The sequence below is a fragment of the Sphingomonas sp. GW821-FHT10F09 genome, from assembly GCF_058809195.1.
On record NZ_JBXASI010000007.1, the window covers coordinates 106,827 to 119,736 of the forward strand.

The following is a 12,910-nucleotide window of genomic DNA, read 5'->3' on the forward strand; positions in this document are numbered from 1 at the left end:
CATGAAGGTGTTTGCACTGGCAATGTTCGGCGCGCTGGCCCTGACCGGCTGTGCCGCGCCCGCCACCCGTATCTCGACAGGGCTTCAGCGCTACGGGCTCGACAGCCAGCGCGCGGATTGCGTCGGCACGCGACTTCAGACCGATCTGTCGCTCGGTCAACTTCAACAACTCGGCCGCGCCGCCACCGCCTATCGCAAAGACCACTCTACGCCCGGCGTGCTGACGGTCGGCGACCTCCTGCGTGTCGCCGGTGAGTTGAAGGACCCGGCCATCGCACTGGCCGTGGGTAAAGCCGCTGCGGGCTGCGGCGTCCTCCCCTGACCATTCACCTATCTTCATTCCTGCAAGGGTACGATCATGAACAAGGACGAATTCCAGGGTAGCGCCCGCTATCTGGGCGGCAAGGTCGAAAAGACCGTAGGCGATGCCGTCGACAGCCGCGACTGGAAGGTCGATGGCATCGTCGATCAGTTCGCCGGCGGGGCGCAACACGCCTACGGCCGCGCCCGCTCCATCGTCGGCGATGCGATCGACGGCGCGCCCGCGTTGGCTGACGAGGCACGCGACCGCCTGATGGACGCCGGCGAGCGCATCGCGGATGCCGCGCAGAAGAACGGGAAAGCCGCAGCGCAGACCGTTCAGGATATCCCCGTCCTGTGGGCGGTCGCGGCGGCACTGGCGGGTTACGGGCTGGCCTGGTTCATCCACGCGCGGCGCGCCTGATTTCGTCATGGCCGAAGCGGCGTTCAAATCCCTTCGCGAAACCGCCGATCTGCGCCATCTGCGCCAGATCATCGTCGGTCTGGACGAGGGCGTGATCCTGATCGATCCCGACCAGAGCCTGCTCTGGGCGAACGACGCTGCCCTGGCCATGCACGGCGTCAGCGACATCGCCGAACTAGGGGCGACCGTGGATGCATATCGTTCACGGTTCCAGCTACGCTACCGCAACAATCACCGCCTCGAAGCGGACGATTATCCCATCGAACGCGTGGTCACCGGCGATTCCTTTTCGGAAGTCGTCGTGGAGGTCACCGTCGCCGGGGAAGACGCGCCGCGCTGGGTTCATCAGGTGCGCAGTCTCGTCCTCAACGATGCCGATGACGCGGAGCCCGCGTGCCTGGTGATGGTGATCCAAGACGTATCGGCGCGCTTCGAGGCAGAGGACCGCTTCGAGCAATCCTTCAACGCCAACCCGGCGCCTGCCGTGATCTGCCGGCTGAGCGATCTGCGCTTCATCAAGGTCAACCAGGGCTTCCTCGACATGACCGGGCACGATCGGGATCAGGTCTTGGGCAAGACGGTCTACGACCTGGACGTGTTACGCCGGGCGGAGAAGCGCAACCTGGCCAGGGCGCGGCTGGGCGAAGGGCGGACCATTCCGCAGATGGAGGCGGAACTCGAACTGCCCGATGGCGGCACCAAGCTCGTCATCGTCGCAGGGCAGCCGATCGATATGGGCGATCACCCCTGCATGCTGTTCACCTTCGCCGATCTGGAACCGCGCCGGAAGGCCGAAGGCCTGCTGCGGGAGAGCGAAGAGCGGTTTACCCGCACCTTCCAGCTGGCACCGGTGCCGATGGCGATCGGCGTGCGCGACGGACATCTGCTCTGCGAGGTCAACGCCAGCTTCACCGAGATGACCGGCTACGATCCGGCCGAGATCATCGATCGCCCGCTCGGCGACATCAAACTGTGGGAAAGCGACGCGAAACGCCGGGAGATCGAAGCCTCGATCCATGGCGGGCAGGATTTGCGGGGCCACGAAGCACGCATCCATGCCATGGACGGCGCCAGCATCGATTGCATCGTCTCGACCGAGGCAATCACATTGGGTGACGAGGCCTGCGTCTTGTGGGCGTTTCAGGACATCACGCAGCGCAAGGCGACCGAACTCGAACTGGTCGAGGCGATCGAGGCGGTGATGAAGGATACGAGCTGGTTCAGCCGTTCGATCATGGACAAGCTGGCACGCCTTCGCGCGCCCCAGCCGGACGTCACCGGCCCCGGTCTGGATGATCTCACGACGGGCGAACGCGACGTGCTGGCGCTGATCTGCCGCGGGTATGACGACAAGACGATCGCACGGACGCTTGACGTCGCCGGCAACACCGTTCGCAACCATGTCGCCCGGATTTACGCCAAGATCGGCGTCAACCGCCGCATCGCCGCGGTCACCTGGGCCCGTGCGCGCGGATTCGATGGCGAAGGCGTCATGCAGGAGCGGACGGGACAGGAGACGGCAGCATGACCAGCAAGCGTTCAGACGCGGCACCGACCGATGCCGGGGCGAAGACCGCGGCGGCGCGGGAGGCCAAAGGCTCCGTCCAGGAGGCGATCGGCAAGCTGATCGGAGACGACGCGGCGACCGCGCGCGGTACGGCCGAGAAGGAAGCCGGCGCCGCCGATGCCGCCGACATCCGGACATCATCGCGGCCCTGACCGCGGCGACCCAACAGTTTCAACAGGAGTATATATGGTGACCAACGTAACTACCGGCCTCGCGCCGGTCGATGATGCTTATGTCGGCAAGACCGCGACCCGGCTGTCATGGGGCGCGATCTTCGCCGGCGTCGTCATCGCCGTTGCGGTGCAGCTCGTCCTCGGCATTCTCGGCGCGGGCATCGGCCTGACGATGGTCGATCCGGTGGAGGGCACCACGCCGGGTGCAGCCGGTTTCGGGATCGGAGCCGGCATCTACTGGCTGATCACGACCATTCTGGCGCTTGGTTCCGGTGGCTATGCCGCGGCGCGGGTCGCCGGCGTGCACGAGCGGTTCGACGCGCTGGTCCATGGTCTGGTCGTTTGGGGCGTCACCCTGATCCTCACCCTGTACCTGCTGACCTCGGCAGTCGGCGGAATCATCGGCGGTGCGTTCCGGACCGTCGGTGCGGTGGCTGGCGCGGCGGGCACGACGGTGAGCGCCGCAGCACCGCAGGCGGCGTCGATTGCCGGGATCGACGAAGGCGACGTGCGCAGCGAGGCCGCTGCCTATCTGTCCGATGCCCCGAACGATCCGACGCAGATGACCACCGAGCAGGCGCAGAAGGAGATCGCCAAAGAGCTTCCCGCCCTCGCCCGCGGCGGTGCCGATGGCCGGCAGGCCGAGAGCCGTATCGTCGATATCGTCGCCGCCCAGCGCAAGATCGGCCGCCCCGAAGCCCAGGCCCAGGTGACGCGCGCCAAGCAGCAGTTCGTCCGGACGAAGAACGAGACGGTCGCCACCGCCAGGTCGGCGACCGACAAGGCCGCCGGCGCGGCGGCCGGCACGTCGTTCGTCCTGGTGTTCGCATTGCTGATCGGTGCGGCTGCCGCCGGCTTCGGTGCGACCGCGGCAGCCCGTCGCCGCCTGCGCTGAACGATCGCGGCGGATCGGCATAGTGCATCCGCCGCACCCCGTTTTCCCAACGTAAAGGAGAATGTCATGACGAAGAAAATCGGCCTGGTGCTGGCACTGACGACCATGATCGGCCTTGCCGCCTGCAATACGGTGAACGGCGCCGGCAAGGACGTTAAGTCCGCGGGCACCGCGATCTCCAGCGCATCGGGCGAAGACAAGAAGTAACAACCTGAAAGCGCCGCGCGATCTGGAAGTGATCGGGCGGCGCTTTCTGGCGCACGACGTAAGGCAGCAGCGTCATCTGCGAATACCGATCGGCTGGTCGATCCCGCCAGCAGGCGGGCGTGTAAAACCGCCGGACCGGGCTGGTACCCGGTCAGAGTACCAGGGCGGTACCAGAACGCCATGGTTGGTACTTTCTCCTTACGCGCTACCATGGCCGGCATGAAGACAGACGGACCAGACGACAGCATGCGGGCCGCGATCCTGCGCCTGACGACAGGTGAACGGGAATGCTTGAAGCGTTGCCTGGATCATCAGACCGCCAAGGAGATGGCGCTGGACCTGGGCGTGTCTCCTCACGCCGTCGAAAAGCGCCTCAAGATGGCGCGTGCCAAGCTGGGCATGTCGTCCTCGCTGGAGGCGGCAAAGCTGGTAGCAGCAGCCGACGAGTCCGACCGTCTGGTACCCCAGACGTCCGCCCTTTCCGGAACCGACGCGATCGGTGAGGAGGTTCCCGCCGCCATTCCGCACCCGTCGATCACGCGGGGCGATCGGCGCCCCTTCATCTATGTGGTTTCAGGAGCGATCCTTATGATCTTCGTCGCGGCAGCCGCCCTCATCGTCTGGCTTCAGGCCTCTGGTACTGGTGGTCAACAGGCATTTCCGCCCGCCACTGCCGTTGCGTCGTCGGCAACATCGGCGACCGCAGCGCCATCCGCAGGCACCGAAGCTGCGCTGCGGCAGCTCGTCGCCGGCCTCGCCAGCGGCTCTCCCGATTACGGAAAACTTGCGCCTGAATTCGCCGATGTCGTTCGCCGCGACCTCCCGATGACGCACCCCATGTTCAAGGCACTCGGCGAACTGAAATCCGTGACGTTCCGCTCACGCGGCATGAAGAACGACGACGTCTACAACCTCGTCTTCGCCAACGGCGAGGTCCTGATGTCGGCGGCGCTCGATGCAGAGGGCAGGATGATCGGCGGGATATTGCGACCAGGCAAGCGCCTCTCGTCTGCGACGCCATCACCTGGCACCGAGGCTGCAGTGCGGCGCCTCGTGGCCGGTCTGGCGAGCGGCTCCCCGGACTACGACACACTCGGACCGCAATTCGGTGCGCTGGTGCGTAAGGATATGCCGATGTCACAACCCATGTTCAAATCGATGGGCGAACTGAAGTCGGTCACCTATCGCGGGAAGGGACGGATCAACGACGACGTCTACGACCTGGTCTTCGCCAACGGTGGCCTATCGATGTCTGCGGTCCTCGACGAAAACGGACGAATGGCCGGAGGATTTATCGCTCCGCCGGGCACCCCCCTTCCTTGATCCTGCACAGCGGCGGAACGCAGAGCTTCCGCCATTAGACGCGACCGTTCACACGTCGGACGCGAAATCGCGTCGTTCGATCGCCTGAGACAGGGGTTGCCGAAGGAGCTGCCAGGGCTTGGGATAGGAGCAGGCCGCTACCTTTCCTAAACGACCCATAATCAGCCGTTCAGCGGCACCTTGACCTTTCTCGAAAGCGGCCGCTCGTTCGCCGCGAGCGGCGACGCAGACGGTCGTCGTTCCGTTGCCCGCGGCCGCGCTCGTCTGCTAGCTTCGGCATATGGCAACGCCGCAACGCACAATTGATTTTCTGCTTGAACAGGCGACCGGAGCCGGAGCGGTCGCCGCCAAGTCGATGTTCGGTGAGTATGGCGTCTATGTCGACGGCAAGATGATCGGCTCCGTCTGCGACGATCAGCTCTTCGTCAAGCCGACGGTATCAGGTCGTGCCCATGCCGAACCGGTGTCGGACGCGCCGCCGTATCCAGGTGCCAAACCGCAGATGCTCATTGCGGCCGATCGATGGGATGACGCCGAATGGCTCTGCGAACTGCTGCGCGTAACGGCGGCCGAGTTGCCGACACCCAAGCTGCGAAAACCAAAGCGAGGCACGTAAGCGCCCGCGGCCGACCGGACCCAAACCGTACGTTCGGCGGCCTGGTCCCGCGTTTGTAAGCGGCCTTTCATTCATCTGCGCACATCGTCTCCTACCGGCGGCTAGCAACGATGCTCAAGCGTGATGGCAAGGCCATGATCCTGAAGAAGGTGTACCGGCTGTATCGCGAGGAGCGGCTGACGGTGCGGAGGTGCGGAGGTGCGGAGGCGTCGCGGCCGCCGGGTTACGAACCGCCCCCGCCAAGGGCGGACACCGAAACCAAGTTATCAGCAGCGTCAAGACGGGGAGCACGTCACGACCAAATCACAGTTTTGGGATTAGATAAGCTCAAGGTTTAAGCTAGCAGACGTTGCATACTGACTGCGTTTATTTTCGAGCAGCAACCGGTGAAAGCGCACATCTCAAACAAATTTAGTCAATACGGACAAACTTTACGACTGCCGGAACCGTGCTTAACCAAGTTTTTGACCAAACATCCTGACCGCGCCGTCGACAGCATGCTTGATATCCTGAACCCAATCGGCCTCGCCGGATGCGCGTCCAAGCATATTTGCTCCCACCATTGCCGCAAATAGGAGTTTTGCTCGATCCTCCCCCATGGCGTCGTCAACCTTTGTTAAGAAGGTGCGATAAAGCGTACCAGCGCCGGCCGCATAGACGGCACGCAGCCCTCCTCCATTATCGCTCCGAGCTGCATCCTCACCATGTCCCTGCATCGGGCAGCGATCTTCGGGTCGTTGAGCTGAGAGGTAATATTGAACGATCGCCTCGATTGATGGACCGTTATCGCCCGTGGCTTGCCCCTCAGGCGGTGCCCACGTGGCGTCGACGCTCGAGAATCCTGCGGCCCAGGCTTCGCAGGCCAACGCCTCCTTGTTCGCGAAATGCTTGTAGAACCCGCCCTGCGTCATGCCCGCAGCTTGCATCACATCGGCAATGCCTACGGCATCATAGCCACGGCTGCGGAACAGCTCGCTGGCCACCTTCACGATCCGCTGCCGGTTCGACGCTGCCTGTTCCTTGCTCGAACGCGCCACGGGCGATCCTTGTTATTGAGGTTGACCGACATCTATGCGCCATTTAGAGGTTGGTCAACCGCTATAGGCTGCACGGTGCAAGCCACGGTGATGTTGGATTCAACGCATGGCCTATGATCCGTCGACGACCGCTATTCTGCTGGTGGACCCGTATAACGACTTCCTGAGCGAAGAGGGTAAGGCATGGCCCCTGGCCAAGGCGGTGGCGCAAGAGGTCCACCTGCTGGACCACCTTCGCAGCCTTGTCGCCACGGCCAGGGCCAGCGGCGTCAGGATCTTCTTCGTACCCCATCACCGCGCCGAGCCGGGCGACATCGCCGACTGGCTGCACGCCACGCCGTACCAGCAGAACATCTCGCTCCATCAGACATTTGCCAAGGGAAGCTGGGGCGGTACTTTCCATGACGACTTTCAGCCGCAGCCGGGCGATGTCGTGGTCCACGAGCATTGGCAGTCCAGCGGCTTTGCCAATACGGACCTCGACCAGCAGCTCAAGCAGCACGGCATCCGTCGTATCGTGCTGATCGGCATGGTCGCGAATACCTGTATCGAGGCAACGGGCCGGTTCGGCAGCGAACTTGGCTATCACGTCACGCTGGTGAAGGATGCGACCGCGGCATTCAGCCACGAGGCCATGCACGCAGCACACGCAATAAACGGCCCCACCTACGCCCATGCGATCTTCACGACCGAGGAACTGATCGCGCAGCTCGAGGGGCAGCAGTGATGGACGTCAGCAGCACGGCGCTGGTCCTGGTGGACCCTCATAACGATTTTCTGGCCCGCCGCGGCCAAGCCTGGCTGATGACGAAAGACGTCGCGCTATCGAATGGTATGATCGGAAAGGCACGATCCCTTCTTGAGGCGGCACGTGATCGACAGATGACCGTCGCCTACGCTCCACACTATCGCTGGCGACCGAACGGCCTCAAAGGCCGGAAATACCTGCACCCGACCCAGTTCCTGCAGGAAAAGTCCCACATTTTCGCGGAAGGAAAGTTTGGCGGCAGGTTCCTTCCCGAACTCGCTCCGGTGGAAGGCGACATCATATCGAGCGAACATTCATGTTCGAGCGGCTTTGCCGGCACCGATCTGCATGTCCAGTTACAGGGTCGGGGGATCACCCACCTCATCATCATCGGTCTGATCACCAATTCCTGCATCGAGGCGACCGCGCGCAGCGCTGTCGACCTTGGGTATCATGTTACCCTGGTGACCGATGCCGTCGCCGCATTCTCTCCCCTCGAACACGATCTCGCAATTCGCGAAACCTACCCCCGTATCGGGCATTCGGTGACCGATACGTCGCGGCTACTCGAAACACTGAAGGCCTGACACATGCTCAATCGCTTACTCAACGCCGCCACCGGCTGGTACGTAAGGCGTGGCCTACGCGGCTATCACAACTACCCCGCGGACAAGACGGCCGTCATCTTCATCGACGTCCAACGCGGTTTCGTAAGTGCGGAGCAGCCTCTCTCCCGATCCCTGACCGGGCTCGGCCGTCTGGCACGGTCCAGGGGCTTTCTGGTGATCCACTCGCCCATAACGGCGAACACTGGTGCCCTCTTCCAGACGCCCGCTCATCGCCAGATCGAAGATACGCTCGCAAAGCACCCCAATGCATCCGATATCGCACCCGCCGTCGAACTGTCGCCGAGCGATATCGTGCTGCCGGATCGCAAGACCCTCAGCATATTCGGGTTACCAGAGGTCGACGCATTGATGGAGCGGCGCGCCCTGGAGCATCTGATCTTCGCCGGACCGCTTGCGGACCTGACCCTCGACTCCTCGCTGCGCGACGCTGCGCAACGGGACATTCATACCACTGTGGTGAGCGACTGCATCACGGCGTCGACGTCCGCGGCCCTGGAACTGGAGGTTCGTTATACGATGCCGCGTTACGCGCATCTGGTCACCGACCTTAACGACCTGAAGCGACGGATTGACCAGTAATCATATTCCGAGTGGCTGAGGGTCCCCCGGTTTCTCATCCAAATCGAGGGTGAGTTTCCGGCGTTCATTCGGCCGCGACCTTGGCCGCGGCAGCAGCATATTCGACCGGCGTCAGCCAGCCAAGCGATGTGTGAGGACGGCTCTCGTTGTAGTCGCGTCGCCATGCCTCGATCTTGGCCCTGGCGTCCTCCAGGGACAGGAACCAGTGCGTGTTCAGGCACTCGTCCCGCAAGCGGCCGTTGAACGACTCTACGAAGGCGTTGTCCGTCGGCTTGCCCGGCCGGCTGAAGTCCAGCGTGACGCCGTTCTCGTAGGCCCAGCGGTCGAGTGCCTTCGAGATGAACTCCGGCCCATTGTCCACGCGAATAGTCCTGGGTGCGCCGCGGATCGACGAGATCCGTGCCATCACCTCGACCACCTGCTCGCCCTTGATGCCCTGGTCGACATCGATGGCCAGCGCCTCGCGCGTGAACGCGTCAACTACGGTGAGCGCCCGCAACCGCCGGCCGTCGAACAGCGCGTCGGAGACGAAGTCCATCGACCACATCTCGTTGGCCGCCGCAGCCGCAGGTTGCCGGTCGCGGTTGGCAGCGCTGACGTGGCGCCGAGGTTTCTTGAGCCGAAGGCTCAGTCCATCATCCCGGTAAAGCCGGTAGAAGCGCTTGTGGTTCACGGCCCATCCTTCCCTGCGCAGCAGGATGTAGATGCGGAAGTAACCATATCGCGTCCGCGTCGCCGCCAGATCACGGATGCGCAGTATCAGCGGCGCCTGGTCCGGTCGATGCGACACATAGCGCACCGACGACCGGTCGACGCCGAGCGCCAGGCAACTGCGTCGCTCGCTGACACCGTGAGACGCCTGGACGTGCGCGACGAGCTCGCGCCGTCGTCCAGGCGTCAGGGCTTTTTTGCCAGGACATCCTGCAAAATGTGCTTGTCCAGGCTCAGGTCCGCGACCAGCTGCTTGAGCTTACGGTTCTCCTCCTCGAGCAGCTTCAGGCGCCGCAGCTCGCCTACGCCGAGCCCGCCGTACACCTTCTTCCAGCGGTAGAATGTCTGCTCCGAGATCCCCATCCGGCGGATCACCTCCGCTACCGACGTACCCGTCTCCGCCTGCTTCAGCGCGAACGCGATCTGCTCCTCGGTGTGCCTCGTCTTCTTCATGTCCCAGCTCCTCGCCCGCAGGCTTCAAAAGGCCGGAAAACTCTCACTCAGCATGGATAAAAAAACAGGAAGGACGTCAGGCCATGTGGGGGTACTCCGGCAGTGATGCCGGGCAATACCCCTAAAAATACCCCCGAATGCAAACCGACGTCCTGACATCCGGAGTGTCGGGACGGGACAATCGGAGGCGCCCTGAACCGGATACAAGTCGCAGAAAAAAGGTACAAAAAAACCGCCTCGGGAAATTCTGAGACTGTCTGGTTGTCTGGTGTATGGTTGCGGGGAGCCGCACAAGCCAGCCTCGACATACGCTTTGTATTAAAGTCTAGATCGGAAGGCTCAAGCGCACTCTGCGGTGCCGTTATTGTCGATACGTTCGCCGGAATAGACCCATACTCGGCCGTTGAGACCGCCCTTCCCTCTTGCTAAAAGCGGACGTCGTTTAATAGCGGGGTTTGCAAGCACCTTTGTGTACGGGACGTTATTTGCCGGGGCATGGTCGTCTTCGCGGTCGACATGAGCCGCCGCATCATGGGGCTTCGCGGGGTGCTCCTTCCAATGTTCGTTCCGCACGCATGGAACCGGGGTTCGCGGTGCAACGTCCGAAGCGGAATGAACCAGCCTACGTCCCGGCAGGGACGCCTCGTCACGCCATAGGCGCTGCCGAGCTCTTGGATCGGGCGGTAGCTGCAGTCCTGGTGAATAGTTCGACGGAGCGCAGCATGGCGTGCATGATGACCGCGAGCTTGCGAGCAACAGCGACGGCGGCACGCTTGAAGCCGATCTTCTCGCGAAGCTTCACGCCCCAGCTGCGCAGATCGCTGTCAGCATGGCTGCGGGTCAAAATCACGACAGCCGCCTCGTACAGGAGCGAACGGACGTGGCTGTCGCCGCGCCGGGAGATGTGGCCGTCATAGTCCACCTCCCCCGACTGGTATCGCCTGGTGGTCAGCCCGAGCCAAGCGCCGACCGAACGTGATCGACTGAAGTTGGCGGGATCCTATACCGCGATCAGGTAAGCGGTAGCGGTAATTGCGCCGACCCCAGGGATCGACATCAGCAGCTGACCTTGCTGGCTCCTGCGTGCCTCGGCGAGGAGTTGGCGCCCCAGTTCGGTCGCCTGGACGCGCAGACCCCGCCACGCCTCGAGGAGGGGCAGAATAATACGGGCGAGTTCGGCATGGTCGACAAGCAGGGAGCGGACGTTCGTCTCGAACTTGCCGCCGATGCCACGCGGCACGATGAGTCCGAACGTCTTCATCAACCCGCGGATCTGGCTCGCTGCATCCAGCGTCGCGCGGATGAGCTTCATGCGCGCCGCAATCAGCGTTCGCGAGAGCATGCTGTCGATGCCCTTAACCCGCACCTCGCGGAAGAACCCAACCTCGGCTAAATGCGCAAGGCCGTCTGCATCGTTGGCATCGGTCTTGTTGACCGCCATATCGAGCGCCGCCTTGGCATGGCGCGCGTCGATGCAGATCGCCGGCAACCCCTCCGCCATGAGTGCGTGGTAGAACCACACCGACAGTGACCCCGTCTCGAACACCACCCGCTCGGCGGACGGTGCATGCTTGCGGATCAGAGCTGCAATGACCTGCGGGTCCGACAAACACTTGCCGCGCCATACCCGCTTGCCGCCGCGCCGGATCGAAACGGCTGTCTCTTTCAACGATACGTCGAGCCGGTATACTCACCCATGGCTGTTCTCCGTCCGATGTATGGGCCCGGCTGCCAGTCGTCAGCCCGCACCTTCATCTATCGGGGAACAGCTACCTTCCTCTACATCGTCGGCGATCCAGGTAGCGCGCTCCCGCGATTACCCCATGTTCGTTCATGCTCTTCGCGGTGGTGACTGCGTCAAACAGTTGGCGTGGCTACGGTCCCCGACGGACGATCTTCACACCAGAATTGCTAACCGAACTATTCACGTCGCCGCGAGTCACCGTTCGTCGGCGGCAAGCTGCGGCGAGAAGGCTTGAAGGATCCGGCATTCTGCCACTGTGCCTCCAGCACAACTCGAGATCACCCCGGCCAACTCGCGTCGTAAGGCGGTGAGATCCGCGATCTTGCGGTCAATTGCTACCAAATGCCGATTGGCCAGATCGTCCACTTGGCCGCAGTCCCGATCTTGCTCCACCGCCATGTCCAGCAACGCGCGGACCTCATCCAGAGAGAAACCTAGCTCACGTGTGCGCCGAATGAAGCGGAGCCGCTCAAGGTCATCAGGGTGGTAAGACCGGTAATTCCCGTTGGTCCGCGCTGGAGCGGCGACCAGACCGACGCGCTCGTAATAGCGGATCGTCTCGACCGTCGTACCGGTCTCCTTGGCGAGCTTGCCGATCGTTAAGTGGGTCACAGCGCGATCCCGAGCCGTGAGGCAAACAACGTCATCACCGTGTAGAGCAGCATTGTCACTGCGCACCCAGCCACCAGGGCCCACCAGAAGTGCATGCCATTGCGCATCAGCAGCGGGATGATGAGGAACATCGGTAGCGACGGCAGGACATACCAGAAGGTCGCGCCCGCGTGAGCCGCAAGGCGATTGGGATCGCCCGTGTCGTGCCACAGCCACATCATGCCGAGAATCGAGACAAGCGGCAGCGAGGCGACGAGAGCGCCGAAGCCTGGGCTGCGACGTGCCACCTTGGAGACAGCGGCGACGATCAGACCCGAGAGCAGCGACTTCACGACGAACCACATCATGCTCTTGACCCTGTAGTTGCTACAGGGTGCATATAGCGTGTCGAACGCACATCGCGAAGGACGACGGGCCATGGCTTGTGGCAATTGCGGCAGGACCTCGAACCAGAGGATGCCTGTGGAACGGGGTTACACGGTGCCGGCAGGATGCTAGGCAAACGCATGCGCAAGCTCTTGCCCTTCCTGGCGTGCCTGATGCTGGTCCTGACGGCCTGGGCCGGGATGGCGCATGCCGCGGAAGCAGGCAGTGTCGAGACAAGCAGGACCGAGATGGCCGCCCATGCGCCGGGCGACGGCGACGAGGTCCCGGCCGACGCCGACAAGGGCTATCCGCACCATCACGCGAGCTGCCACGAGCACCACGTGAACACGCCAACCGTCCGGGCGGTCACGATCCCGGCCTCCGTTGCTTCGGCGGTGCCCCTGCCCGTACGCAGCCGCGCGCTGAGCGGTCACGACACCGAAGCAGTTCTCCGCCCTCCGCAAGCCTGACGCGTCGATCGGGCGCGCGTTCACGCGCGTCCGCGTCACTACCGTCAGGAGCATTT

General features: G+C 63.2%; 16 protein-coding genes and 1 pseudogene. 12 read left to right on the top strand and 5 right to left on the bottom strand.

The genetic code is table 11. From position 1 onward, the window contains the following. The first annotated feature begins 1 nt into the window (after position 1). The 8 genes from AC1RTO_RS17665 (at position 2) to AC1RTO_RS17700 (ending at position 5,505) form a co-directional block, all read left to right on the top strand. The gene (locus tag AC1RTO_RS17665) at positions 2-322 is read left to right on the top strand and encodes a hypothetical protein (protein WP_493162120.1); all 321 of its coding nucleotides are present in this window, start codon (positions 2-4) and stop codon (positions 320-322) included. Between the two features lie 36 nt (positions 323-358). Next, positions 359-724, top strand: a complete 366-nt coding sequence (locus AC1RTO_RS17670; protein WP_493162121.1) for a CsbD family protein — start codon at positions 359-361, stop codon at positions 722-724. A 7-nt stretch (positions 725-731) separates the two neighbouring features. Continuing rightward, positions 732-2,252, top strand: a complete 1,521-nt coding sequence (locus AC1RTO_RS17675; protein WP_493162122.1) for a PAS domain S-box protein — start codon at positions 732-734, stop codon at positions 2,250-2,252. After that, positions 2,249-2,443, top strand: a complete 195-nt coding sequence (locus tag AC1RTO_RS17680; protein WP_493162123.1) for a CsbD family protein — start codon at positions 2,249-2,251, stop codon at positions 2,441-2,443. The genes AC1RTO_RS17675 and AC1RTO_RS17680 overlap by 4 nt, the downstream gene beginning before the upstream one ends. 34 nt (positions 2,444-2,477) lie before the next feature. Continuing rightward, entirely contained in the window at positions 2,478-3,359 is an 882-nt protein-coding gene (locus AC1RTO_RS17685; protein WP_493162124.1) for a hypothetical protein, read from the top strand. A gap of 66 nt (positions 3,360-3,425) precedes the next feature. Then, on the top strand, positions 3,426-3,566 hold the full coding sequence (locus tag AC1RTO_RS17690) for an entericidin A/B family lipoprotein (RefSeq protein ID WP_493162125.1): 141 nt from the start codon (positions 3,426-3,428) through the stop codon (positions 3,564-3,566). Positions 3,567-3,785: 219 nt separating this feature from the next. After that, complete coding sequence (locus AC1RTO_RS17695; protein WP_493162126.1) at positions 3,786-4,889, top strand: helix-turn-helix transcriptional regulator; 1,104 nt, start codon at positions 3,786-3,788, stop codon at positions 4,887-4,889. Positions 4,890-5,169: 280 nt separating this feature from the next. After that, positions 5,170-5,505, top strand: coding sequence for a TfoX/Sxy family protein (locus AC1RTO_RS17700; protein ID WP_493162127.1), 336 nt, complete (start codon positions 5,170-5,172; stop codon positions 5,503-5,505). Between the two features lie 452 nt (positions 5,506-5,957). On the opposite strand, the gene AC1RTO_RS17705 is transcribed toward AC1RTO_RS17700, so the two are convergent. Next, positions 5,958-6,542 (bottom strand): TetR/AcrR family transcriptional regulator, encoded by a 585-nt coding sequence (locus AC1RTO_RS17705; RefSeq protein WP_493162128.1) that lies wholly within the window; start codon positions 6,540-6,542, stop codon positions 5,958-5,960. Positions 6,543-6,648: 106 nt separating this feature from the next. Between AC1RTO_RS17705 and AC1RTO_RS17710 the strand changes: the two genes are divergently transcribed. The 3 genes from AC1RTO_RS17710 to AC1RTO_RS17720 are packed head-to-tail and all read left to right on the top strand — an operon-like array spanning position 6,649 to position 8,498. Then, positions 6,649-7,269, top strand: coding sequence for a cysteine hydrolase family protein (locus AC1RTO_RS17710; RefSeq protein WP_493162129.1), 621 nt, complete (start codon positions 6,649-6,651; stop codon positions 7,267-7,269). Beyond that, positions 7,269-7,877 carry a cysteine hydrolase family protein gene (locus tag AC1RTO_RS17715; protein WP_493162130.1) on the top strand — a complete coding sequence of 203 codons (609 nt, stop codon included), beginning with the start codon at positions 7,269-7,271 and terminating at the stop codon, positions 7,875-7,877. The genes AC1RTO_RS17710 and AC1RTO_RS17715 overlap by 1 nt, the downstream gene beginning before the upstream one ends. A gap of 3 nt (positions 7,878-7,880) precedes the next feature. Next, complete coding sequence (locus AC1RTO_RS17720; protein WP_493162131.1) at positions 7,881-8,498, top strand: isochorismatase family protein; 618 nt, start codon at positions 7,881-7,883, stop codon at positions 8,496-8,498. A gap of 64 nt (positions 8,499-8,562) precedes the next feature. Here the strand turns inward: AC1RTO_RS17720 and AC1RTO_RS17725 are convergent. The 4 genes and pseudogenes from AC1RTO_RS17725 to AC1RTO_RS17740 form a co-directional block, all read right to left on the bottom strand. Continuing rightward, positions 8,563-9,662 (bottom strand): IS3 family transposase gene (locus tag AC1RTO_RS17725; RefSeq protein WP_493162132.1). Its coding sequence is split into 2 segments (ribosomal slippage): positions 8,563-9,410 and positions 9,410-9,662, totalling 1,101 coding nucleotides; the frame shifts between segments, so codons are not numbered across the junction. 646 nt (positions 9,663-10,308) lie between these two features. Further along, positions 10,309-11,360 (bottom strand): annotated as a pseudogene (locus AC1RTO_RS17730) (IS110 family RNA-guided transposase). A gap of 241 nt (positions 11,361-11,601) precedes the next feature. After that, complete coding sequence (locus AC1RTO_RS17735; protein WP_493162133.1) at positions 11,602-12,018, bottom strand: MerR family transcriptional regulator; 417 nt, start codon at positions 12,016-12,018, stop codon at positions 11,602-11,604. Further along, complete coding sequence (locus AC1RTO_RS17740; protein ID WP_493162134.1) at positions 12,015-12,365, bottom strand: DUF3147 family protein; 351 nt, start codon at positions 12,363-12,365, stop codon at positions 12,015-12,017. Before AC1RTO_RS17740 ends, AC1RTO_RS17735 begins: the two co-directional genes overlap by 4 nt. 159 nt (positions 12,366-12,524) lie before the next feature. Between AC1RTO_RS17740 and AC1RTO_RS17745 the strand changes: the two genes are divergently transcribed. After that, a complete protein-coding gene (locus tag AC1RTO_RS17745; RefSeq protein WP_493162135.1) occupies positions 12,525-12,854 on the top strand; it encodes a hypothetical protein in 330 nt (109 codons plus the stop codon). Positions 12,855-12,910: the final 56 nt, after the last annotated feature.

Coding starts and splice junctions, on each gene's coding strand:
- AC1RTO_RS17665 (WP_493162120.1), top strand. CDS start 2: ATGAAGGTGTTTGCACTGGCAATGTTCGGCGCGCTGGCCCTGACCGGC.
- AC1RTO_RS17670 (WP_493162121.1), top strand. CDS start 359: ATGAACAAGGACGAATTCCAGGGTAGCGCCCGCTATCTGGGCGGCAAG.
- AC1RTO_RS17675 (WP_493162122.1), top strand. CDS start 732: ATGGCCGAAGCGGCGTTCAAATCCCTTCGCGAAACCGCCGATCTGCGC.
- AC1RTO_RS17680 (WP_493162123.1), top strand. CDS start 2,249: ATGACCAGCAAGCGTTCAGACGCGGCACCGACCGATGCCGGGGCGAAG.
- AC1RTO_RS17685 (WP_493162124.1), top strand. CDS start 2,478: ATGGTGACCAACGTAACTACCGGCCTCGCGCCGGTCGATGATGCTTAT.
- AC1RTO_RS17690 (WP_493162125.1), top strand. CDS start 3,426: ATGACGAAGAAAATCGGCCTGGTGCTGGCACTGACGACCATGATCGGC.
- AC1RTO_RS17695 (WP_493162126.1), top strand. CDS start 3,786: ATGAAGACAGACGGACCAGACGACAGCATGCGGGCCGCGATCCTGCGC.
- AC1RTO_RS17700 (WP_493162127.1), top strand. CDS start 5,170: ATGGCAACGCCGCAACGCACAATTGATTTTCTGCTTGAACAGGCGACC.
- AC1RTO_RS17710 (WP_493162129.1), top strand. CDS start 6,649: ATGGCCTATGATCCGTCGACGACCGCTATTCTGCTGGTGGACCCGTAT.
- AC1RTO_RS17715 (WP_493162130.1), top strand. CDS start 7,269: ATGGACGTCAGCAGCACGGCGCTGGTCCTGGTGGACCCTCATAACGAT.
- AC1RTO_RS17720 (WP_493162131.1), top strand. CDS start 7,881: ATGCTCAATCGCTTACTCAACGCCGCCACCGGCTGGTACGTAAGGCGT.
- AC1RTO_RS17740 (WP_493162134.1), bottom strand. CDS start 12,365: ATGATGTGGTTCGTCGTGAAGTCGCTGCTCTCGGGTCTGATCGTCGCC.
- AC1RTO_RS17745 (WP_493162135.1), top strand. CDS start 12,525: ATGCGCAAGCTCTTGCCCTTCCTGGCGTGCCTGATGCTGGTCCTGACG.